At 69.0% G+C, this 21,921-nt stretch carries 19 protein-coding genes and 1 pseudogene; 5 read left to right on the plus strand and 15 right to left on the minus strand.

All coding sequences use genetic code 11. From position 1 onward, the window contains the following. From ON26_RS06950 to ON26_RS06960, 3 genes are all read left to right on the plus strand, one after another. Window positions 1-1,772: hydantoinase/oxoprolinase family protein (locus ON26_RS06950; RefSeq protein WP_040795170.1), on the plus strand; the 1,772-nt coding region annotated here is incomplete at its 5' end. Next, entirely contained in the window at window positions 1,769-3,589 is a 1,821-nt protein-coding gene (locus tag ON26_RS06955; protein ID WP_040795171.1) for a hydantoinase B/oxoprolinase family protein, read from the plus strand. The genes ON26_RS06950 and ON26_RS06955, both read left to right, overlap by 4 nt. A gap of 107 nt (window positions 3,590-3,696) precedes the next feature. Then, window positions 3,697-4,917 carry an amidase gene (locus ON26_RS06960; RefSeq protein ID WP_083883833.1) on the plus strand — a complete coding sequence of 407 codons (1,221 nt, stop codon included), beginning with the start codon at window positions 3,697-3,699 and terminating at the stop codon, window positions 4,915-4,917. Window positions 4,918-5,151: 234 nt separating this feature from the next. On the opposite strand, the pseudogene ON26_RS33180 reads toward ON26_RS06960, so the two are convergent. Both ON26_RS33180 and ON26_RS06965 read right to left on the minus strand, forming a co-directional pair. Continuing rightward, window positions 5,152-5,318, minus strand: a pseudogene (locus ON26_RS33180) (aldehyde dehydrogenase family protein); the annotation flags it as partial. A 244-nt stretch (window positions 5,319-5,562) separates the two neighbouring features. Continuing rightward, on the minus strand, window positions 5,563-6,441 hold the full coding sequence (locus ON26_RS06965; RefSeq protein ID WP_040795172.1) for a helix-turn-helix domain-containing protein: 879 nt from the start codon (window positions 6,439-6,441) through the stop codon (window positions 5,563-5,565). Between the two features lie 169 nt (window positions 6,442-6,610). Here ON26_RS06965 and ON26_RS06970 point away from each other — a divergent pair, with 169 nt between their 5' ends. Beyond that, the gene (locus tag ON26_RS06970; protein ID WP_040795173.1) at window positions 6,611-7,468 is read left to right on the plus strand and encodes an SDR family NAD(P)-dependent oxidoreductase; all 858 of its coding nucleotides are present in this window, start codon (window positions 6,611-6,613) and stop codon (window positions 7,466-7,468) included. Between the two features lie 28 nt (window positions 7,469-7,496). On the opposite strand, the gene ON26_RS06975 is transcribed toward ON26_RS06970, so the two are convergent. After that, window positions 7,497-8,648, minus strand: a complete 1,152-nt coding sequence (locus ON26_RS06975) for a PQQ-dependent sugar dehydrogenase (protein ID WP_083883835.1) — start codon at window positions 8,646-8,648, stop codon at window positions 7,497-7,499. Between the two features lie 116 nt (window positions 8,649-8,764). Here ON26_RS06975 and ON26_RS31505 point away from each other — a divergent pair, with 116 nt between their 5' ends. Then, complete coding sequence (locus ON26_RS31505; RefSeq protein ID WP_083883837.1) at window positions 8,765-9,415, plus strand: HutD/Ves family protein; 651 nt, start codon at window positions 8,765-8,767, stop codon at window positions 9,413-9,415. A gap of 31 nt (window positions 9,416-9,446) precedes the next feature. Here ON26_RS31505 and ON26_RS06985 read toward each other — a convergent pair whose 3' ends face one another. From ON26_RS06985 to ON26_RS07040, 12 genes are all read right to left on the minus strand, one after another. Further along, window positions 9,447-10,901 (minus strand): aldehyde dehydrogenase family protein, encoded by a 1,455-nt coding sequence (locus tag ON26_RS06985; protein WP_040795203.1) that lies wholly within the window; start codon window positions 10,899-10,901, stop codon window positions 9,447-9,449. Between the two features lie 59 nt (window positions 10,902-10,960). Next, the gene (locus tag ON26_RS06990) at window positions 10,961-11,632 is read right to left on the minus strand and encodes an HD domain-containing protein (RefSeq protein WP_040795174.1); all 672 of its coding nucleotides are present in this window, start codon (window positions 11,630-11,632) and stop codon (window positions 10,961-10,963) included. 9 nt (window positions 11,633-11,641) lie between these two features. Further along, window positions 11,642-12,910 carry an NAD(P)/FAD-dependent oxidoreductase gene (locus ON26_RS06995; RefSeq protein WP_040795175.1) on the minus strand — a complete coding sequence of 423 codons (1,269 nt, stop codon included), beginning with the start codon at window positions 12,908-12,910 and terminating at the stop codon, window positions 11,642-11,644. A gap of 6 nt (window positions 12,911-12,916) precedes the next feature. Further along, complete coding sequence (locus ON26_RS07000; protein ID WP_040795176.1) at window positions 12,917-13,237, minus strand: 2Fe-2S iron-sulfur cluster-binding protein; 321 nt, start codon at window positions 13,235-13,237, stop codon at window positions 12,917-12,919. A 32-nt stretch (window positions 13,238-13,269) separates the two neighbouring features. Beyond that, on the minus strand, window positions 13,270-14,010 hold the full coding sequence (locus ON26_RS07005; RefSeq protein ID WP_040795177.1) for an SDR family NAD(P)-dependent oxidoreductase: 741 nt from the start codon (window positions 14,008-14,010) through the stop codon (window positions 13,270-13,272). Window positions 14,011-14,014: 4 nt separating this feature from the next. Beyond that, entirely contained in the window at window positions 14,015-15,832 is a 1,818-nt protein-coding gene (locus tag ON26_RS07010; RefSeq protein ID WP_040795178.1) for a PEP-utilizing enzyme, read from the minus strand. 25 nt (window positions 15,833-15,857) lie between these two features. Continuing rightward, window positions 15,858-16,943, minus strand: a complete 1,086-nt coding sequence (locus ON26_RS07015; RefSeq protein WP_040795179.1) for a PEP/pyruvate-binding domain-containing protein — start codon at window positions 16,941-16,943, stop codon at window positions 15,858-15,860. A 4-nt stretch (window positions 16,944-16,947) separates the two neighbouring features. After that, complete coding sequence (locus tag ON26_RS07020; protein ID WP_040795180.1) at window positions 16,948-18,207, minus strand: cytochrome P450; 1,260 nt, start codon at window positions 18,205-18,207, stop codon at window positions 16,948-16,950. Window positions 18,208-18,326: 119 nt separating this feature from the next. Further along, the gene (locus tag ON26_RS07025) at window positions 18,327-19,112 is read right to left on the minus strand and encodes an IclR family transcriptional regulator (RefSeq protein WP_040795181.1); all 786 of its coding nucleotides are present in this window, start codon (window positions 19,110-19,112) and stop codon (window positions 18,327-18,329) included. A 48-nt stretch (window positions 19,113-19,160) separates the two neighbouring features. After that, window positions 19,161-19,856 (minus strand): HD domain-containing protein, encoded by a 696-nt coding sequence (locus ON26_RS07030; protein ID WP_245545754.1) that lies wholly within the window; start codon window positions 19,854-19,856, stop codon window positions 19,161-19,163. Beyond that, the gene (locus ON26_RS07035) at window positions 19,853-21,049 is read right to left on the minus strand and encodes a 4-hydroxybenzoate 3-monooxygenase (protein ID WP_040795182.1); all 1,197 of its coding nucleotides are present in this window, start codon (window positions 21,047-21,049) and stop codon (window positions 19,853-19,855) included. The genes ON26_RS07030 and ON26_RS07035 overlap by 4 nt, the downstream gene beginning before the upstream one ends. Window positions 21,050-21,114: 65 nt before the next feature. Then, window positions 21,115-21,876, minus strand: coding sequence for an IclR family transcriptional regulator (locus tag ON26_RS07040; RefSeq protein WP_040795183.1), 762 nt, complete (start codon window positions 21,874-21,876; stop codon window positions 21,115-21,117). Window positions 21,877-21,921 lie beyond the last annotated feature (45 nt).

A 21,921-nucleotide genomic window follows, 5' to 3' on the forward strand; every position in this document is an offset into this window, starting at 1 on the left:
CCAACTACCAGGATCTGCCCTGGCAGAAGTGGCAGCTGGTGCCGCGCCGCAACCGCCGGGTCGTGCCCGAGCGCATCGATGCGGCGGGCACTGTCCTGATCCCGCTCGACGAGGACGCGGTGCGTGAACAGGTCCGCCTGCTGCGCGAGCGCGGCGTCGACGCCATCGCGGTCGCGTTCCTGCATTCCTACCGCAACCCGGCCCATGAGATCCGGGTCAAGGAGATCATCGCCGAGGAATACCCAGAGGTCTTCGTCTCGCTGTCCAGCGAGGTCGCCCCGCAGTACCGCGAATACGAGCGCTTCTCCACTGCCGCGCTGAACGCATTCATCGGCCCCAAGACCTCGAGCTACATCGAGAACCTCGCCGCGAAGGCGGCCGCCGCGCAGGTGGGCGACGACGTCCATCTGATGACCTCGGCCGGCGGCCTGGTCACCGCGCGCAGCGCGAGCGAGATTCCGGTCTCCCTGCTGACCAGCGGCGTCGTGGCCGGTCTGCTCGGCGGCTGTGCCATCGGCAAGGCCTCGGGCTACCCCAGCGTCATCACCCTCGATGTCGGCGGCACCTCGGCCGACATCGGTGTCGCCCCCGACGGCGCGCTGCGGATGAAGCACCTGCTCGACACCCGGATCGGCGACTACCACGCGATGGTGCCGATGGCGGAGGTCGACACCATCGGCGCGGGCGGCGGCTCGATCGCCGTGGTCGACGAGGGCGGCATGTTCCGCGTCGGACCGCGCAGCGCCGGCGCCGTGCCCGGACCGGCCTGCTACAACCGAGGCGGCACCGAGCCCACCTCCACCGACGCGATGGTGACGATGGGCTGGCTGCGTGAAGACAGCTTCCTGTCCGGCACGATGGAAGTGAAGCCGGAACTGGCGCACACCGCGATCCGGACCCATATCGCCGACAAGCTCGGCACCACCCTCGACTCGGCCGCGATGGGCATCTTCAAGATCCTGGCGCACTCGATGACCGAGGCGATCAGCCTGCACTCGGTGCGTAAGGGCTACGATCCGCGCGATTTCTCGCTCATCGCCGAGGGCGGGGCGGGCCCGTTGTTCGCCTGGCAGATCGCCGAGCAGCTCGGCATCCCGCGCGTCATCGTCCCCGGTCACCCGGGCATCACCTCGGCGGTCGGCCTGCTGACCACCGACATCCGCTACGAAGTGCCCACCACTGTGTGGACCTCCTCGGCCGATCCGAACTTGGAACTGCTCACCGAGCAGATGGCGCGCCTGTCGAAGGAGGCCGTCGAGCAGCTCGAGGCCGACGGCGTTGCCGCGGAGAACATCTCGCTCGAACGCAGCGTGGACTGCCGCTACGTCGGCCAGGGCTACGAACTGCGCGTCCCGGCCCCGGACGGCGATATCGACGATGTCTGGGTGAAGACCGTCGCCGAGGAATTCCACCGGGCGCACGGCCGCACCTACTCGCAGCGCTTCGACGACAAGCCGGTTCAGCTGATCAACATTCGAGTCACCGGCGTCGGCGCCGTGCCGCACGTGCGCATCGCCGAGATCGGGAAGGGCAGCGAAGACTCCTCGGCCGCGATCAAGGCGACCACCAAGGCGCTGTTCTGGCAGGACGACACCGCCGAGCCCGAATGGGTCGCGACCCCGGTCTACGACCGGACGCTGTTGCTGGCGGGCAACAAGTTCGACGGTCCCGCGATCGTCGAGCAGTTCGACTCCACCACCATCGTCGGCATGAATCAGCAGGCCACCGTCGATGCCGTCGGCCACATCATCATCGAGAGGAAGCCCGCATGAGCAAGGCACTGATGCCCAAGACCGGAGTCTCCCTCGCGGGCGAATCCACCCGGACCTGGAACGATGTCGAGGTCGACCCGATCACCCTCCGGGTCATCGGCGGCGCCCTGCAGTCGATGGCCAAGGAGATGGCGCAGGTCCTGTACCGGATGGCTTACTCGAGTCTGATCCGCGAATCGGAGGACCTCGGCGCGGGCATCTTCGACATCAACGGCCGCGAACTGTGTGAGTCCGACTCGACGCCCATGCACTGTGGTTCGATCCCGGCCTACATCCGTGGGGTCAACCGCAGGCTGGCGGGCACCTACCAGCCCGGCGACGTCATCCTGCACAACCACCCGTATCACGGCGCCGCGCACTCGCCCGACTACGGCGTGATCATCCCGATCTTCTGGGAGGGCCAGCACATCGGCTTCGCCGGCTGCACCGGTCACGTCTCCGATGTCGGTGGTAACTTCCCCGGCCTGTGCATGGATGTCGTCGACGTCTGGGCCGAGGGCAAGCTCATGGACTCGATGAAGATCTACGAGGCCGGTGTCCGTAACGAGTACCTCATCCAGCACATCCTCGACAATGTCCGCACGCCGGAACAGAACCGCGGTGATCTCGAGGCTCTGATCGCCTGCTCGCGCATCGGTGAGAAGCGGTTCCTCGAGCTGCTCGAGAAGTATGGTCTCGACACCGTCATGAGCGCCGCCGAACGGTGGATGGACTACTCGGAGAATATGTTGCGCAGCCGTATCAGGGAGATCCCGGACGGCAGCTACGAGGCGCCCATCGGCTACCTCGACGACGACGGCAAGAACCGTGGCGTGCCGCTGAAGGTGGCGGTTCGGGTGCAGGTCGAGGGTGAGGACATCCTCATCGACCTCACCGGCTCCAACGACCAGGTGCCCACCGCCTTCAACGTACCCTTCGAGGGCTCGGTGCTGCCGGTGGCGGTGGCGGCGATCCGCACCATCCTGCTCGATGAGGATCTCACCGACGATTTCGTCCCGCAGAACGACGGCTGCTTCCGGCCGGTGCGCGCCTACGCCCCCGAAGGCACGATCTTCAACCCGGATTTCCCCGCCTCGTGCTTCGCGCGGTTCTCGCAGGTGAACCGGGTGTTCGACTCGATCAACCTGGCGCTCGCCCCGGTGCTGCCCGACAACGCGGTGGCCGGTTCCTCGGCGGCGCTGTGCGCGATCGCCTACTCCGGTCTCGCGCCGGACGGCGAATCCTACTGGGTCTACATCGAGATCAACGAGGGCTCCTACGGCGGTCGCAACGGCAAGGACGGCATGGACGCCGTCGACTCGCTGATGGCCAACACCCGCAACAATCCGATCGAAGAGCTCGAACTCAATCACGCCATGCGCGCGTTGCGCTACGAACTGCGTGACGAGCCGCCCGCGCCCGGCCAGTGGCGCGGTGGCATCGGCAGCGTGCGCAAGTGGCTGATGGAGACCGATACCTTCCTGGGCTCGGAGGCCGACAACCGCACCGACCCGCCCGCGGGCGTGCTCGGCGGTCGCGACGGCGTGGCCGGTTCGTTCATTCGCAACGCGGGTACCGACCGGGAGGAGCTGCTGTTCTCGAAGGTCACCCAGGAGACGATCCGCGCGGGCGAGACGCTGGAGATCAAGCTGCCCTCCGGCGGCGGCTTCGGCGATCCGTTCGCCCGTGATCCGTTCCAGGTGCTCAGCGATGTGTGGGACGAGTACCTCACCGCCGAGGACGCGCGTCGCGACTACGGCGTGGTCGTGGACACCGACGCCTGGACCGTGGACGAAGCAGCCACCGCCGCGCTCCGCGCCGCCGGGAGTGCGTCCTGACCGAGACCGGGGGCCGGGCCGCGCATCGTCGCGGGCCGGCCCCGCGCTCGTTCGACGAGGCGTCCGCCGCTTCGGGATCCGCGGAGTCCTCGCCGATCCCGGATACCTTGGGCAGCGTCGTCACCTGGGTCGATCCGCCCGCGTCCGCCGCGGCCGATGGCCCGTTGCGGGGGCTTCGGATCGGCGTCAAGGACAATATCGACGTCGCGGGTACGGCAACCACCTGTGCTTCGGTGTTCTTCGCCGACCGGGTCGCGAGCGCGCACGCCGAGGTGGTGCGCAAGTTGCTCGACGCGGGTGCTCAGGTGACCGCGAAGTTGAACATGGCCGAGTTCGCTGTCGGGGTCACCTCGCAGAACTCCGCGGCGGGTCCCACCCTGAATCCGTGGGACCCGGCCCGAGTGCCCGGAGGCTCGAGCGGCGGTTCGGGGGTGGCGGTAGCCGTGGGCGCGGTGGATGCCTCGCTGGGCACCGACACCGGCGGCTCGGTGCGGCTGCCCGCATCGGCCTGCGGTGTGACCGGTCTGCGCCCCACCACGGGTGTGATCAGCAATGCCGGCGTCTTCCCGGTCAGCGAATCTTTCGACACGGTCGGCCCGATGGCTCGCTCGGTCGACGAGGTGGCCAGGATCTTCGACGTGCTGCGCACCGGTCCTGTACCGCATATTGTTGCAGCGCAACGGATCGGCGTGCCCGCGGTCTTCATCACCGAGGATGTCGATCCGGCCGTCGCCGATGCGGTGCACTCCGCTGCGCGGGTGCTCGCGACCTGCGGCTACCAGGTGGTTCCGGTGGATATCCCCGGGGCGCATGTCGCGCAGGACGTCGTCTACACATTGATCTACTCCGATCTCGCCGAACTGCATCGCGAGCGGCTGGCTCGGTCTCCCGAGCTTTTCCAGCCCGCCACGCTCGAGCGGATCTCACTGGGACTGAGCATCTCGGCAGCCCAGCGTGCCGAGGCATCGGCCCGGCGAACCGAATTCCGGCGCGGCCTGGCCGCCGTGTTCGACACCGTGGATGTCGTTCTGACGCCGGCTATGCCGATCGATGTGCCGCTGATCGACGGTGGCGCCGACGTGATCGCGCAGTCTCGCCGGATGGGCCAGTTCAGCTACCCCTGGTCGCTACACGATGGACCCACCCTCGCGATTCCGGTCGGCTTCCATCCGGATTCGGGGATGCCCATCGGCGCACAGCTCACCGCCGCCGCGCATCACGAGTCCACGCTCTTCGCGGTGGGCGCGAGATATCAGCAGTTCACCGACTGGCACATGGCGCAGCCGTCTTGCCGTCGAGTTTCCGGCGTCGGAGGGCCGGCTTCGTAGACGCTCAGAGTGTTTCCGGCGATCGTGATCCCCGACGGTGACGCTTCCCCGGTAGTCCAGCGCGGCATCGGTTCGGTGTATCCCTCGTCCGCCCCGCTCGCGCCCTGCACCGGGAGCCGGCCGCAGTTCTTGCCAGGTTCGATGTGATCGATATCGTCGAACAGACTCTGGCCGAATGCGGTGCGGCCACCATTGTGGTGGTCCGACTTCGCTGTTCCGGTTGTAGGTGATGTACTACGACAATCCCTCGATCCCGTACTCCACGCCGAGGCCCGAGTCGTGCCGGCCACCGAAGGGTGCTCGGTGTTGTCGGCGATCTCGACGGCCTCGTCGACGTCGTCGTATCGCAGGACGCTGAGGCCGGGGCCGAAGATCTCTTCTCGCGCGATCCGCATGGAGGGCCGACGCATGCGGCACGGGCGGAAGATCGTTGTAGGGCACCTCGGGTTGCCACGTGGTCATGCGCACGAAGTGCCATGCATCGTCCGACATGTAGAGTTTTTCGGATTTTTTACACGTTCCCTGAACATGTCGAATTTCTTGTCATATCCGTTCGGGCGCCGAAACGGGCGGTGGAGTGGCTCCTGACTGCATCGCAGGATCGGCGTGCGGCGTAGCGATCGCTCGGTGAGGTGTGGCCACAGGTCACCGAGTCGGTGGGTGCGCGGCCGGTGTGTCGGGCCGCGGCTGCGTCCAGGCGGCGAGCAGCCCCATGGCCTCTCGGGAGGACGAGTCGGGGGCTGTTGTGTAGAGGAACACCGTCTGGTCGCTGTCGCCGGGCAGGGTGAGGGTCTCGAATTCGACGGTGAGTTCGCCGACGACCGGGTGATGGAGGCGTTTGGAGCCGAAGGTGCGCTGGTGGACCTGGTGCTCGGACCACCATTGCCGGAACTCGGGGCTGGCGAGGGAGAGTTCGCCGACCAGTTTCTGTGTTTCGGGATCGTCCGGGGTGCGGCCCGCGTCGAAGCGCAGATTCTCGACTGCGTTGCGCGCCTGGAGTTCCCAGTCGAGGAACAGGGCTCGGGCTTGTTCGGACAGGAGTATCCAGCGGGCGTAGTTGCGTTCGCGGGGCGGCATGCGCTCGAAATCGGTGAACAGGGCGCGGGCCATCCGGTTGGCGGCCAGGACGTCGGTGCGGCGGCCGAGGACGAGTGCCGGGTGGTCGTCGAGGCTGTCGAGGAGTTGGTAGAGGCCGGGGCGGACGCGCTGCACTGTGGCGCGGGTGCGTGGGCGTGGGGTTCCCGCTGCGCCGACGAGGTGGTGGAGGTGGGCGCGGCCGGTGTCGTCGAGGCCGAGGGCTCGGGCGATGGCGTCGAGTACCTGGGGGGAGGGGACGATGCGGCGGCCCTGTTCCAGGCGGGTGTAGTAGTCGGTGGAGACGCCGGCCAGTTGGGCGACCTCTTCGCGGCGCAGGCCGGGGACGCGGCGGACGCGGGCGTCGGCGGGCAGGGCGGTGTCCTGCGGGTCGCGGGCGGCGCGCGCGTGGCGGAGGAAGTCCGCGATTTCTCGGTGGGGGTCGGCCATTTCCTCATGATCCCGGAAGTGCTCGGTTCGAACCTGGGTCGCCGAGTCCCAGGTTGTGCCGACCAGGGTGCGGTAGGGCCATTTATGGGCCCCTACCAGGTGATTTCGTGGGCGATTCTGAGTGCACCGGCCTGGATCGGCCGGTCGGAATTCTCTCGAGGAGGACCTCATGTCTCACCCCACCACCGGCCCCGCGACGTGGTTCGTCACCGGAGCGTCCCGCGGCCTCGGGCTCGAACTGGTCACCCAGCTGCTGCGGCGTGGCGACAATGTCGCCACGACCACTCGCTCGGTCGACCGACTCACCGCTGCTCTGGACGGAGTCGACACCGGCCGATTGCTGCCGCTGGAAGTGAGCCTGGTCGACGAGGAGCAGGTGCGCGCTGCGGTCGCGGCGACGAAGGAGCGGTTCGGCGGGCTCGACGTGGTCGTCAACAATGCCGGCTACGGGTTCCTCGCCGCGGTCGAGGAAGTCACCGATGCCGAAGCGCGGGAGATGTTCGACGTGCAGATCTTCGGTGCGTGGAATGTGCTGCGGGCGGTGCTGCCGGGGTTCCGGGAGAACCGCGGCGGGCACGTTCTCAACATCTCGTCGATCCTCGGGCTCACGTCGTTCCCCGGTTGGGGTCTGTACTGCGCGGGCAAGTTCGCGCTGGAAGGGCTGACCGAGTCGCTCGCGGCCGAGGTCGCGGATTTCGGGATCGCGGTGCACCTGATCGAGCCGGGGTATATGCGCACCGATTTCCTGCGGCCGCAGTCGCTCGGGCTGCCGAGCGCCACGGTCGACGCCTATCCGGCGATTCGGGAGATGACCGAGGCGCACCAAGGCATGCCGGGCACGCAGCTCGGCGATCCGGTGCGGGCCGCGGCCGCGATCATCGCGGTCGCTACCACCGGGAACGCTCCGCTGCATCAGCTCCTCGGGTCGGATTCGCTCGAACTCGCGGACGCGCGGGTCGAGAGGCTGGCGGCCGACATCGAGGCCTCGCGCGCACTGGCGGTCACGACCGATATTCCGCAGGAGTGATTCGCCGCGGCTGCACGGCTTCAGGATGTCACAGGGGAGGGAAGCGGAGGATTCGGTCGTCCCCTTCCCTGACCTCGCCCCGGCCGTCGGTGTTCGAGGTGGTCAGCCACAGGGCGCCGTCCGGGGCGATGGCTACCGTGCGGAGCCTGCCGAGCACCGAGTCGAGGACCGGTCGCGGCTTACCTATGGCGCCCTCGGTCATCGGTGCCGTCCACAGTCGCTCGCCCCGCAATGCCGCCACGTACAGGGTTCCTTGGGCGATCGCGATGCCCGACGGCGACGCCTCCCCGGTCGTCCAGGTCAGCAGCGGTTCGGTGTATCCCTCGTCGGCTCCGCCCATGCCTTGCACCGCGGGCCAGCCGTAGTTCTTGCCGGGCTCGATGCGATTGATCTCGTCGAAAAGGTTCTGGCCGAACTCCGAGGCGTACATGCGGCCGTCGCTGTCCCAGGCGATGCCCTGCACGTTCCGGTGGCCGAGGCTGTAGACGGGGGAACCCGGCGTCGGATTCCCGGGGGCAGGCGAGCCCTCCGGGGTGAGCCGGAGGATCTTGCCGTTCGGTGAGGCGGGGTCCTGGGCGAGCGGCGGGTTCTCGGCGTCGCCGGTTCCGGCGTAGAGCATGCCGTCGGGGCCGAAGGCGATGCGGCCGCCATTGTGGTTGCCGGACTTGGCTATTCCGGTGAAGATCGGTTGCGGGGCGCCGTCCGGACGGAAGCGGACGATGCGGTTGCCGTCGGCGGCGGTGAAGTAGGCGTAGACGTAGCCGTCGGCGGCGTAGGAGGGAGAGACGGCGAGGCCGAGCAACCCGCCTTCGCCCTGGGGGGTCACTTCGGGGACGCGGTAGACCTCCTGCGGTGGCCGGTCCGGTCCGACGCGCAGGATGCGGGCGGTGTCGCGCTCGGCGACCAGTGCCGTGCCGTCGGGGAGGATCGCGAGGCCCCAGGGGGTGTCCAGGTTGCGCGCGATTTCCGTCGCCGGGTCGAATCCGGGGACGCGGACGGTGGGGCGGGCCGACGTGGAGGTGGGTCCGGAACTCTCGTCCGAGGAGGAGCACGACGATGTCAGGACTGTCAGTGCCGCGACCGCCGCTACGACGGCTCGGCAGAACGCGCGCCCTCGCCCGCCGGGGCGCGTGGCTGTACGCCGTGAACGGGCGGCTGCGCATCGTTCGGTTCTCGTCATCGGCGCTCCGGGGCGGGCGGCATCGCTATCGGTCTGCCCGACCGACGGTACTCGCGTCGGCCGGACGAGTACCGCAGGAATCTCGCCTGACCCCGCCCGTCTAATACCATTCAACAATGTTGAATAACGAGGCGCCGGTGGGTCCGCCGAGTGTGCGTATCGTCCGGCGATCCGAGCGGACCACGGTGCCGTGGGCCAATGACCAGGGCAGTACCTCCGAAATCGCGGTGCGGCGGTCGGCACCCGACGGCCGGGTCCGGTGGCGGCTGAGTGTCGCTTCGCTGTCCGGGGCATCGGACTTCTCGCCGCTGCCGGGGCTCGATCGCGTGTTCACGGTGGTGAGCGGGGACGGGGTGGTGCTCGATTTCGACGGCGAGGCGGTGTCGGTGCCGCCGCTGTCGCCGCTGCGGTTCGACGGCGGGCGTCCGCCCTCCTGCGTGGTCGTCGGGGAGAAGGCCGAGGCGCTCAATGTGATGGCCGACGGCTCTTCGTTCAGCACGCAGGTGGCCGTCGGAAGCTACGAGACCGGTGGGGTGGTGGAACTCGCGGAGCTGCGGGGGACGGTGGTGACAGCCGTGCTGGTCGTCGCGGGATCGCTGGTGGCCGCCGGTGAGCGGATCGGGTCGGGCGACGTCGCGCTGTTCGACGCGGCACCGGACGCGGTTGTCCCGGCTGCCGGGACATGCGCGGTGTGGGTGCGAATCGACGGTGCCGGTACCGGCCACGCCTGTCCCGCAAAGGGTTTCCGCTGGATCTCGAGCTGCTGATAGCGCAGATCGTCCTGCGGCCATTCGGAAGTCAGCTCGTGCGGCGGTGGATGGACTTGTAGGCGACGTACTGCGACAACCCTTCGATGCCGTACTCCACGCCGAGGCCGGAGTCGTGGCGCCCGCCGAAGGGGGCGTTGTGGTTGGAGGCGAAGAAGTTCACGCCGACCGAGCCGCTGTCGACGCGTTCGGCGACCGCCTGTGCGGCAACGGGATCCGAGGAGAACACGACGCCGCCGAGACCGAAGGGGGTGTTGTTGGCGATGTCGACGGCCTCGTCGATGTCGTCGTAGCGCAGCACGCTGATGACCGGGCCGAAGATTTCTTCCCGGGCGATGCGCATCTCGGGCGTGACGTCGGCGAAGACCGTCGGTTGGATGAACCAGCCGCCGTCGCTGTGCAGCGGGTGGCCGCCGAGGACTGCGCGCGCGCCTTCCTCATGAGCGGACTCCAGGTATCCGCGGACGATGTCGAACTGCGCCTTCGAGGCCATCGGGCCGAAGACCGTGCGCTCGTCGAACGGATCGCCCTGCGGCGCGGCGGAAACCGTGCGGCAGATCGCGTCGAGGACCTCGTCGTAGCGCTCCGACGGAGCCAGGATGCGGGTGGAGATGTAGCAGGTCTGGCCGGTGTTGCGCAGGCAGGTGCGGATCAGCGCCGAGGACAGTTGCCCGAGGTCGGCGTCGGGCAGGACGATGGCCGAGGACTTGCCGCCGAGTTCCAGGGTCACTGGCCGGAGCAGTTCGCCGCAGGCGGCGGCGATGCGACGGCCCACGGGGGTCGATCCGGTGAAGGCGACCTTCGCGGTCAGCGGGTGGCGGACGAGGCGGTCGCCGACTTCACCGCCGCCGGTGACCAGGTTGATCACACCGGGCGGAATCCCCGCGGCCGCACAGGCTTCGACGACGAACCGGATGGACAGCGACGTGCTGGGGGCGGGCTTCATCACGACGGTGCAGCCGGCGAGCAGCGCGGGCGCGAGTTTCACGACCATCAGGTTGATGGGGAAGTTCCAGGGGGCGATCAGCACGCACGGGCCGACGGGGTCCTTGCGGACGACGGTTTCCGCGCCGCCCGCCGGGAAGGGGCGGACGTCTTCGTCCTCCAGCCAGGAGGCCAGCCCGGCGACGTGCCGGAAGATGCCGGCGGCATTGGCTGCGGCGCCGCGGGTTTCGCTGATGGGCGAGCCGTTTTCGAGGGTGTTGGTGACGGCCGTGTCCGCGGCCCTGGCCTCGACCTCGTCGGCGATCCGCATCAGCAGTGCGGCACGTTCGGACGGGGTGGTCTGCGGCCAGGGTCCGTTACGGAACGCGCGGTCGGCGGCGCTGAGGGCGGCGTCGATGTCCTGGGCCGAGCAGTCGGGGACCGCGCCCCACTCGCGGCCGGTGGCGGGGTCGATCAGAGGGATGCGCACCGGACTGGTGGAGGCCGCCCAGCTGCCGTCGATGTAGTAGTCGTCGACGAAGGTCCACCGCGGTTCGGGCACGGCGCCGCGAGGCCGATCGTCGCCGGACAGGACGGTGCCGGTGTCGATGTCGTTGAGGTTCAACGGATCACCGCCGTCTTGAGCAGCGCGCGGGAGCGCTGGAGGTCGGCGGTGGCCATGGTGACGGCGGGCGCGGTGAGCAGTTCGGGGATGATCTGGGTTTCCAGCCGGTCGGTGTAGGCGGCGGGGTCCATGCGGAACCAGCCCGACGCCAGCGCGATGCCCGCGTGGTCGAAGCGCCACAGCCGGTCGGCGTCGCGGACCAGGGCGTCTTCGAGGGTGTGGGCTTCCGGCCGGGTGTCGTGGCCGTCGATGATGGCGCAGACGTGCTCGACGAATTCGTCGCTGTAGCCGAGCGGCGGGAGAACTTCGCGCGCGATCAGGCAGCCTTGGCGCTCGTGTTCGAAGCGGATCTCGGCTTTGCGCCATTCGCCCGAAAAGCCCTCGGAGAGAATGCGTTCCTCGTCGACGCGGCCCCAGCCGGTGTCGTGCAGCTGGATGGCCACGCGCACCAGCTGGCGGTCGGCGTGCGGGAAGGCGTTGCACAGGCGCTCGGCGTAGGCGAGGGAGATGGGCAGGTGGATGTCGTTGGAGCGGGCACGGGTCTCGGGGACGACGGCCTTCCAGACGGGGTCGAGGTCAGGGTCCAGCGCGGGGGTGAGGGTGATGGGGGAGGTGTCGACCGGGCCCGATCCTGGGATCGGGCGTTCGGCGGGCAGGGCGGTGGGCATGGGGCCTCCTCAGTCGGCCGCGACCAGGGTCGCCGGTGCGACGGTCACTGATTTGAGCTGGACGGATGGGTCGGTGGCGGCGTCGAAGGGGATGGATGCGCCCTTGGCGAGGGCGTTGCGCACGGCCATGAAGTCCAGGGGGTGATTGATGCAGTCGGCGGCCAGGATGCGGTCGCCGCGGTAGTACAGGACCGAGTATTTGCCGCGCTCGGGGTCGGCGCGCACGAGGGTGCGGTCGTGGCCGTGGGAAAGCCCGGCGATCTGGAGTTTGATCGTGCCCTGATTGGACCAGAACCACGGGATGCCCGCGTATTCCTCGCGGCGGCCGGTGATGGCGTAGGCGGCGACCTTGGCCTGTTCGATGGCGTGGTTGACGCTCTCGAAACGGACGCGATCGCCCGCGGGGGCGCCGCGCAGCGGGTTGGGCAGGTTGGCGCAGTCGCCGACCGCGACGGTGACACCGTCGGAGGCCAGGGCGGCGTCGTCGACGCGAATGCCGTTGTCGCACTCCAGGCCGATGGATTCGGCGAGTTCGGTGTTGGGGATGACGCCGACGCCGACGAGCACCAGGTCGGCCGGCACGACGCGGCCGTCGGCGAGTTCGACGCCGCCGACGTGGTCGCCGCGGGCCACGATGCGGCGGACCGAGACGCCGAGTTCGATGTCGATGCCCGCGGCGCGGTGGTGGTCGAGCAGGTAGGCCGAGGTCTGTTCGCCGACGGCGCGGGCGACCAGGCGCGGGGCCGCCTCCAGCAGGGTGACCTTGCGGCCCATCACGTTCAGCGACGCCGCCGCCTCGATGCCGATGAAGCCGCCGCCGATGATGACGACCTCACGCACGTCGGGCACGCGGGCCTTCAGCTCGAGCGCGTCGTCGGCATTGCGCAGATAGAGCACGCCGGGCAGGTCGACGCCTTCGATGAGCAACCTGCGCGGCCGCGCGCCGACGGCGAAGGCCAGCCGGTCGAACGGGAACTGCGCGCCGGACATGGAGTGCGCGACGCCGGAGCCGTCGTCGCGCTTGTCGATGCGGATGATGCGCTCGTTCTTCACCACGTCGATGCGGTGCTCGGCCCAGTACTCCTGGGATCGGAACATCAGCGACTCGTTGGTGATCTCACCCTGCAACCACTCCTTGGACAGCGCGGGGCGCTGGTAGGGGCGGTGGTTCTCGTCGCCGAGCATGGTGATCGGGTCCTCGTAGCCGAGGGCGCGCAGGGAGGTGGCCAGCGCGACGCCCGCCTGTGAGGAGCCGATGATCAGCAGTCCGTGGGTCATGACCGATCACACCTGGGTGGCGGGGGTGGTGACGTGCAGGTCGAAGTTCTCGGTGACCTTCAGCTGGCAGCACAGCCGGGAGTTGTCCTGCCGGTCTTCGGCGGTGCCCCAGAGCATTTCGTCCTCCATCTCCGCCATGGGCGGCAGCGAATCCAGCTCGGCCTCGTCGACGTAGACGTGGCAGGTGGCGCACGACAGCGAGCCGCCGCATTCGGCGACGATGCCGGGCACGCCGTTGCGCACGGCGGTCTCCATGACGGAGTCGCCGACCTTGGCGGTGATGGTGCGGGACCGGCCGGTGTGGTCGGTGTAGGTGACCTGGGGCATGTCGTTCCTCCTGGGTCGGAAGGTGAACGGGGTCAGATGAACTGGCGGCCGCCGTCGACGACCAGGGTCTGTCCGGTGACGAACCCGCTGTCGGGGCCGGCCAGATAGAGCGCGGCGCCGACGATGTCCTCGGGTTCGCTGGAGCGCCGCAGCGCGCCGCGGTCGACGCCGTAGGACTCGGCGTCGTCGATGAGGCCGCGACTGGCTTCGGTGAGGGTGAAGCCGGGGGCGATGGCGTTGACGGTGATCGAGCGGCGTCCCAGCTCCTTGGCCAGGACCCGGGTGAGCGCGATGACGCCGCCCTTGGACGCGACGTAGTGCGCCCAGTTCTCCGAGCCGCTGTAGACGGTGGCCGAGGAGAGGTTGACGACGCGGCCGCCGTCGGGCAGGTAGGGGCTGGCGGCGCGGGTCATCAGCCAGGGGCCCTTGAGGTTGACCGACATCACCAGGTCCCATTCCGCCGGGTCGATGTCCTCGAAGCGGGAGCGGGTGACGGTGCCGTAGACGGCGGCGTTGTTGATCAGGACGTCGATGCGGCCGCCGCCGAATTCGGCCACCTGAGCGGCGAGTTCGGCCGTGGAGCCGGGATCGGTCACGTCGACGCGGCCGTGCCAGGCATCGACGCCTGCCTTCTCGACCAGGCGGGCGGTCTCGGCCGCGCCGTCGGTGTCGAGATCGGCGACGGCGACGCGGTGACCGCGCTCGGCGAAGCCGACGGCGAAGGCGCGGCCGAGCCCGCCCGCGGCGCCGGTGATCAGGACGGTTCGGGTCATCGGCTCAGTTCTCCAAGATCTCGACGCGGCCGGTGTTGCCGTCGACGCGGATGCGCTGGCCGGTGGTGATCGTCGTCGACGCCGAGCCGGTGCCGGTCACCGCGGGCAGGCCGTATTCGCGGCAGACGATGGCGGCGTGGCTCATCATGCCGCCGATGTCGGTGACGGTGGCCTTGATCTTGCCGAAGATCGGGCCCCACGAGGGCGCGGTGATGGTGGCGACGAGGATCTCGCCCTCGCGCACCTCGGAGAGCTGGTCGGCGGAGGTGACCACGCGCGCCGGGCCCTCGACGACGCCGGGGGAGGCGGCCATGCCGGTGATGGCGCCGTCCTCGCTGTCGTCGCCGGCCAGCCACTGCTCGACCTGTTCGGTGGTGATGCCGTAGAGCATCATGGTGAAGGGCTCGGTGATCTCGGCGGGCGGAGTGTTCAGCGCGGGCTGCGGGCGGCGGGTCTTCAACGCGTCGATGATGCCGCGACGGCGTTCGATCTCGGCGGGCCAGTAGTGCGGGCCGACCGCCTCGGCGCCGACGGCCCAGCCGGTGACCAGGTCGAAGATGGCGTCGCGGACCTCGTTGCGGTTGAGGTAGAGCATGTCGGCGGGGTCGGACCAGAAGCCCGCCTCGGTGAACACGCGGGCCAGTTCGCGGACCTTGCGCCAGAACACGCCCATGGTCCAGTGCTCGATGTAGAAGTTGTGGTTCTCCACGTAGGGGTAGGCGGTGGCGGCCAGGCCGCGCTTGGCGTCGAACTGCTCGACCAGGTCGGGAGCGAGGAGTTCGCGGTATTCCGCGACGATGCGCTCCTTTTCGGCGATCAGTTCCTCGACCGGGCGCATGATGTCCTGGCCCTCGTCGACGCGGCGGATGTAGTCGGCGATGAACCCGAGCGGGATCTCCTGGTTTTCCTTCCAGTACTTGTCGTGCCCGTAGAAGCCGTTGCCGACGGTGAAGTTGAACCACGGGTCCTGGGCGGCCTCGTAGGCGGCGAGCCATTCCTCGCCACCGGCCGCGCGCACGGCGTTCAGCGTGCCCTCGACATCGTCGGTGTCGGCGAAGGCGGACTGCAGGTTCATCTCCACGGCCGCGATGGCGAGCTTCTTGAGCTCGTCGTCGGGCCGGAACAGCTCCATGTCGACGCCCTGCACCATCTTGGCGATGGCCTGGTCGGGGATGCCGGGGAAGACCTCCTTGCAGAAGCCGAAGAAGTCCAGGTAGGCGAGGTAGCCGAGGTTCAGGAACTCGAAGTGGTACTGCCAGTTGCGGTAGAGCAGCGCGATCAGGCGGTCGTAGTTCTCCATGAGCACCTGCGAGCCGTCCATGGCCTTGCCGGAGACGATGTCGTCGAAGGGCACCACGTCGGGCAGAGCCTCGAACTCGAGGGTCTCCATCTCGTCGATGGTGGCCTTGACCTTGCTGCGCCAGCCCTCGAGCAGCGCGTCCCAGTTCTGGAAGTAGTGACCGGCGCGGCGCTCGAATTCCGGTACACGGGCGGCGATCTGATCCTCGGGCACGGCCACGGGGCTCATGTAGAGGTAGCCGAGGTGGATCTTGAACTCGATGCCGTTGGCCGGCGGGATGAGCAGGTGGCGGGTGTTGTACTGGCCGAGGCACTTGACCGCGAACTCGCCGCCGATGGTCTCGAAGGGCTTGAACACGGTGGGCCAGTGCTGGCTGTCGCAGAACCAGAACTTCTCGTCGCCGCCGGGGGCGTTGTCGAAGACGAGGTTGTAGGGGTAGAGCTGTTCCCATCCTTCCGCTCCCGCGGGCACCTCGATCTCCGAGGGCTTCGGGAAAGACTTCATTGTCTGCTCGATGGTCATGCGTGTTCCTTTGCGGGAGTTCGGGTCAGCGGCCGCTGAGGGCGGAGAGTCCGGAGAAGGAGAAGCCGGTGGAACTTTTCGAAGGCGCGGCGGCCGGGGCCGGCGCCGCGCAGGAGTGGACGGTTTCGGGGCGCGACTGCAACAGCAGCAGGTTCTCGCCGTCGGGCAGGTCGGCGTCGAGCGCCCATTCGATGTCCTGCGGGCAGCCGTAGTGCTTTTCGGCGCGCTTGGCCATGGTGGCGACGGCCTGGAGTTCGAGGTCCGACAGGCAACGCACCTCGCGGCGGCCGGCCTCGACCTCGCGCTCGACGAGCGCGCCGGTGGCCGGGTCGGGCACGAGTTCGGCGTGCTTGTCGCCGATGTGCTGGCGCACGATCGCCAGCAGCACCTTGTCGAGCAGGATGTTGTCGGGGGTGACCTGGCCGGAGACCACCATCTCCCCGACGCCCCAGGAGGCGTCGACGACGATCTTGGAGCGGTCGCCGTTGGCGGGGTCCAGGGTCATGGCGACGCCGGAGGCGCGGGCGTTGACCATCTTCTGCACGGCCACGGCCATCGACAGGTCTTCTTCGGGGATGTTGTTGCGCAGCCGGTAGGTGATGGCGCGGCTGGTGTAGAGCGAGGCCCAGCACTTGCGGACGTGCTCGCGGACGTTCTCGTAGCCGGTGAGCCACAGGTAGGTGTCCTGCTGACCCGCGAAGCTGGCGTCGGGCAGATCCTCGGCGGTGGCCGACGAACGCACCGCGACCGGCACCTCGCCGCCGGGGAAGCGCGACATCAGCGCGTCGTAGGCGGCGCGGAACACGCCGTGCATGTCCTCGGGGACGTCGCGGGATTCGATGGACTCGCGGATCTGCGCGGAGATGCGGTCGATGGACTCGACATCATCGGGATCGATCTCGGCGAGCGCGGCGGTGATCTTCTCGCGCAGGCCGGTGCCGGTGACGAAGGCGTCGTAGGCGGCGGTGGTCATGGCGAATCCGGGCGGCACCGGCATACCGGCGGAGGTCATCGAGACCAGCGAGGCGCACTTGCCGCCGAGCAGTTCGAGCGTGGGCTCGTGGCCGCTGTCGAAGAAGACGATGTAATCCGTGTCGGAGTGGGCGTTCACGGGGTCAGACCTCCCAGGTGACCGGGACCGCGACGGGGGCGCGGAAGGACAGGTTGTCGCCGAACCGGATGTCGGCGTCGTCGGCCAGGCGCAGGCCGGGAACCAGACGGGCGACCTCTTCGATCGCGACCTTCGCCTGCAGTTTGGCCAGCATGTTGCCGAGGCAGTAGTGGATGCCGAAGCCGAAGGCCAGGTGTTCGCGGGCGTTCGGCCGGGTGATGTCGAAGCTGTCGGCGTCTTCGAAGCGGGTCTCGTCGCGGTTGGCCGATCCCATGAGCAGCAGGATGTCGGCGCCCTTCGGGATTGTTACGCCGCCGATCTCCGTGTCGCGCAGTGCCTTTCGGCGCCAGCCGACGATGGAGGGGCTGTAGCGCAGCACCTCGTCGACGGCGGCGGGGATCCGGCTGGGGTCCTCGACGATCTGCTGCCACTGATCGGGATGCGAGAGCAGCACGCGCAGGGCGTTCGAGATCAGCGTGGTGGTGGTCTCGTGGCCGGCGAACAGCAGCGAGTAGCACAGCGAGGCGATCTCGTGATCGGTGATCGGGTCGCCGTCGGCCTGCATGCGGATCATGTCGCCGACCAGGCTGTCCGGCCGGGTCTCGTGCGCCTCGGCGACCAGCCTGCGGCATTCGGCCCAGTACTCGACGAGATTGCGGGCGTGCGGGATCTGCTCCTCGTCGGACAGATCGCCCCAGGTCATCGCGGCACGGGAGTCCGACCAGCGCTTGAAGGTGTCGATCTGGTTCACGTCCGCGCCGATCAGCGTGAGGATGGTGATGGTGGGGACGTCGTAGGCCAGGTCGCGCACCAGGTCGCCGCGGCGTTCCGGACGGGCCAGCATGGTCTCGAGCAGGCGCACGACATTGGCGCGGATCTGCGGTTCGAGCACCTTGTAGCGGCGCGGGGTGAACGCCTTGGCGGCCACCTTGCGAATCCTGGTGTGCTCCGGGGGAACCCGGGCGGACAGACCGGAGTAGGCGGTGAAGCCGCCCTCTTCCATGATCCGCTTCGCTTCCGGGCCGCGTTCGCGCACGGGCGCCTGGGCGTTCTCGGAGGAGAAGGTCTCCCAGTCCTCGAAGACGGCCTTGATGTCGTCGTAGCGGGTCACCACCCAGTAGCCGATCCGCTCGTCGAACATCACCGGCTCCTCGGCGCGCAGCGCGGCGTAGGCGGGGAACGGGTCGTTCTGGGCGAACGGCTCGTAGCCGTGGTGCACCGGGCAGCCGGTGGCCGGGCCGGCCGGGCTGTGTGTCGACGTCATCAGGCCTCCTGTCATGTGCCACGCCTCGTTGTGTGACGGTCACCTCATAGTGCTCGGGGTCACTGTGCGAGTCCACGCGCCACTTCCGTCCAACGGAAGTGCATGGGCGGGGCCCCTGATCAGCGCGTTCGCCGGGCGGAACGGGTGGGGAAGCGGGCCAGACTGGGCTGTGGCCGGGCGGCGGCGGCCTCGATGCGCTGCGCGATGCCGCGCAGCGTGGGCAGGTGCCTGGTCATGGTCGCGGCGTGCGTGGAGAGCATGACCAGCCCGATCGCCGCGGGGTGTGGATCCAGGCGCACCGGCACGGCGATCGAGCAGGAGCCTTCCCTGACTTCTTCCATGGTGGTCGCGTAACCCTCGTCGCGAACGCGGCGCAGCTCGGCGGTCAGCCGGCCGGGGTTGATGTGGGTGTGCTTGGTGGCCGCTTCCAGCGAATGGGCCAGATAGGCCTCGCGGAACCAGTCCTCTTCGTAGGCGAGCAGCACTTTGCCCACGGCGGTGGCGTGCAGAGGAAGCCTGCCGCCGACGCGGCTCGCGCGGGGAACGCGCGTCGAGCCGTAGATGCGGTCGATGTAGAGGGCCTCGTCGCCGTCGCGGATGGCGATGTGGGCGGTCTCGTGGGTGAGGGAGAACAGGTCCTGCAGGTAGGGACGGGCGGTGTCGCGCAGGTGGCGCCCGGCGTTCTGGGCGACGGTCCACAGGCGCAGGCCGACGGTGTAGCGGCCCTGGTTGTCGCGTTCGAGCGCACCCCATTCGACCAGTTCGCCGACCAGCCGGTGCGCGGTGGGCAACGGCAGGTCGGCGAACTCGGCCAGATCGCTGAGCGAGAGGGCGTTGGGTCCGGATTCGAAGGCGCCGAGCAGGGCGAGCGCCTTGGAGGTCACCGTCCGGCCGTCACCGCGCATCACGTCTCCTGAGTCGAGGCCGTCGTCGCGCGGACCGCGGGCGCTTTCTCAATCGAGCGCGATCCGCTGGGGAGTGCTGTCGATCGTCGCGATCGCGGCGAGGGCCCTGGCGATGGTCCTGGCCGCGTCGGTGAACAGGTGGTCGTGCACCCGGCTGCCGATCAGGATGTGCGCTTGCCGCCGGGTCAGGCCGAACCAGTCCATCACAGTGTCGACCCCGTGCGGGGTGAGACGCCACAGCTTGTCGGCGTCCTTCACCAGGGAGTCCTCCAGCGAGAGCGAGGTGAGCCGGGAATCGTGGCCGTCGATGATGGCCACGATCGCGTCGATCTTCGCCGGGGCGTGGCCGAGCTCGCCCAGGATGTCGGCGGCGATCGCCGCGCCCGCCTTCTCGTGCGCGATGACCAGGTCTTTGCGGCCGCCGCCGGGGCGGATCGCCTCGAGCACCTCGGCCTCGGGCACCTTCGACCAGCCGGTGTCGTGCAGGATGATCGCGGGCAGGACGATATCGCGGTCGGCCTCCGGGTGCAGATCGCACAGCGCGGTGGCCAGGCCGTAGGAGTAGGCGGTGTGCACGTCGTTGCTGCGCACGTGCAGATTCTCCACGGCCAGCCGCCACACCGGCTCGTCCTCGGGGCGGAAGCCCGCGGTGCCCGGCACGCTCGCGGGGTCGGGAAGGAAGCCGGTGACGTCGGTGCCGAGCTGGTTGGCGGTGGGTGCTTGGCGGGGCAGTGTCATGGTCATCGACCTCCCGGCCAGCCGGTGTAGGCCTCGGCGAGGTAGGTCGATCCGGCGGTGGAGCCGGTGACCGACGCCAGTTCACCGATCTGCCTGCGCACGTCGAACGGGGTCGCCTCGGGCAGGGTGTGCAGCATGGAGGTCATCCAGTAGGAGAAGTGCTGGGCTTTCCAGACGCGGCTGAGCGCGCGTTCACCGTAGTTCGCCAGCGGCGCGAGATCCTTTGCAGCGAGTGCTCTTTCGAGCTCTTCGGCGAGGACTCGCACATCGGCGAGCGCGAGATTGAGACCCTTGGCGCCGGTCGGCGGCACGGTGTGCGCGGCGTCGCCGGCGAGCACGAGCCTGCCGTAGTGCATGGGTTCCTGGACGAAGCTGCGGAAAGGCAGAACGGTCCGCGAGGTGATCCTGCCTTCCACGAGGGAGTAGCCGTTCGCCCCGACACGGGCCTGCAGTTCCTCCCAGATCCGGTCCTCGGGCCAGTCCGCCACGTTCTCGGAGGGGTCGCACTGGAAGTACATGCGCTGCAGCGTCTCGGTGCGCTGGCTGATCAGGGCGAAGCCGCGCGGCGAGTGGTTGTAGATCAGCTCCGGCGCGCTGGGCGCCGCCTCGACGAGGATGCCGAACCAGGCGAAGGGATATTCGCGGAAGTACTGCTGCCTGCGGTCCTCGGGGACCTCGTGGCGGCACAGGCTGCGCGAGCCGTCCGCGCCGACCAGGAAATCCGCGCGGATCTCGTGGGCGGCGCCGTCGGCGTCGGTGAAGCGCACGAACGGGGAATCGGAGGTGAGGTCGCCGACGGAGACGTCGGTGACGCCGAACCGGACGTCACCGCCGTCGCGGGCCCTGGCGTCGGCGAGGTCGACGAAGACGTCGGTCTGCGGATAGAGCTGGGTCGAGGCGCCGACCAGGGCTTTGAAGTCGATGCGGTGCCCGCCTCCGCCGAAGGCGAGTTCGATGCCGTCGTGGCGATAGCCGTCGCGGTGCACCCGGTCCGAGACACCGGTGTCGACCAGCAGGTCCACCGAGTCCTGTTCGAGAATGCCCGCGCGGTGGGTCTGCTCGATCTCGTCGCGGCCGCGCAGGTCGATCGCGACGGAATCGATCCCGGCCCTGGCCAGCAGGTGCGAGAGCATGAGCCCGGCGGGGCCCGCGCCAACGATGGCGATCTGGGTGCGGCTCTGGGTGCGTGAGGGCGACATGCCGGAATTCTGGGCCTATGACCGGCGCCACTACCACGCCGCGCTTCCGTCCAGCGGAACCGGCTTCACGCCGTGATCGGTCCTGGAATGTTGCGTCCGATGCCGCGCGCGGCCACCTGCAACGCGCTCACCAGCCGCGCCTGATCCCGGTCGAGACTCGGCACGACGACTCCCAGCGCCGCCACCACCTGTCCGCCCGACCGGATCGGAACCGCCACCGAGCACGCCCCCAGGCTCATCTCCTCGACCGTGGTGGCGTAATCGTCCTCGAGCGCCTTGTCGAGCTGGCGGCGCAGGACTCCCGGTTGGCTCACGGTGTAGGGGGTGATGCGCGGCAGGTGGGCGAGCACCGCCGAACGGACGTCCTCGGGGGCGTGCGCGAGCAGCACCTTGCCGACCCCGGTCGCGTACAGCGGCAGCCGGGAGCCGATGGTGCTGACCACGGGCACCGAGGTGTGGCCGGAGAGCCGGTCGACGTAGAGCACCTCGCGGCCGTCGCGCACCGCGAGATGCACCGTCGCCAGGGTCGCGCCGTAGAGGTCGTGCAGGTACGGCGAGGCGATCTGGCGCAGGCCGGACTGCACCGGGGCGAGCAGCCCGATGTCCCAGAGCCGGCGACCGACCACGTAATGGCCGGACTCGGTGCGGCTGAGCGCGCCCCAGTCGAGCAGTTCGCGGACCAGCCGGTGCGCGGTCGGCAACGGCAGGTCGGCGCGGTCGGCGAGCTCGGTGAGGGTGAGCCGCCGGTGGCGTTGGTCGAACGCGCCGAGAATCGCCAGCGCGCGGCTGGTCACCGACAGCCCCGGCCGGCTCGAGTTGCCTGCCATGGCGAATATCCTTCCGCTCAGCGGAAGCGCAGGCAAGTCAGCGTC

It is taken from the genome of Nocardia higoensis NBRC 100133 (genome assembly GCF_000308595.1).
Taxonomy (GTDB): Bacteria; Actinomycetota; Actinomycetes; order Mycobacteriales; family Mycobacteriaceae; genus Nocardia; species Nocardia higoensis.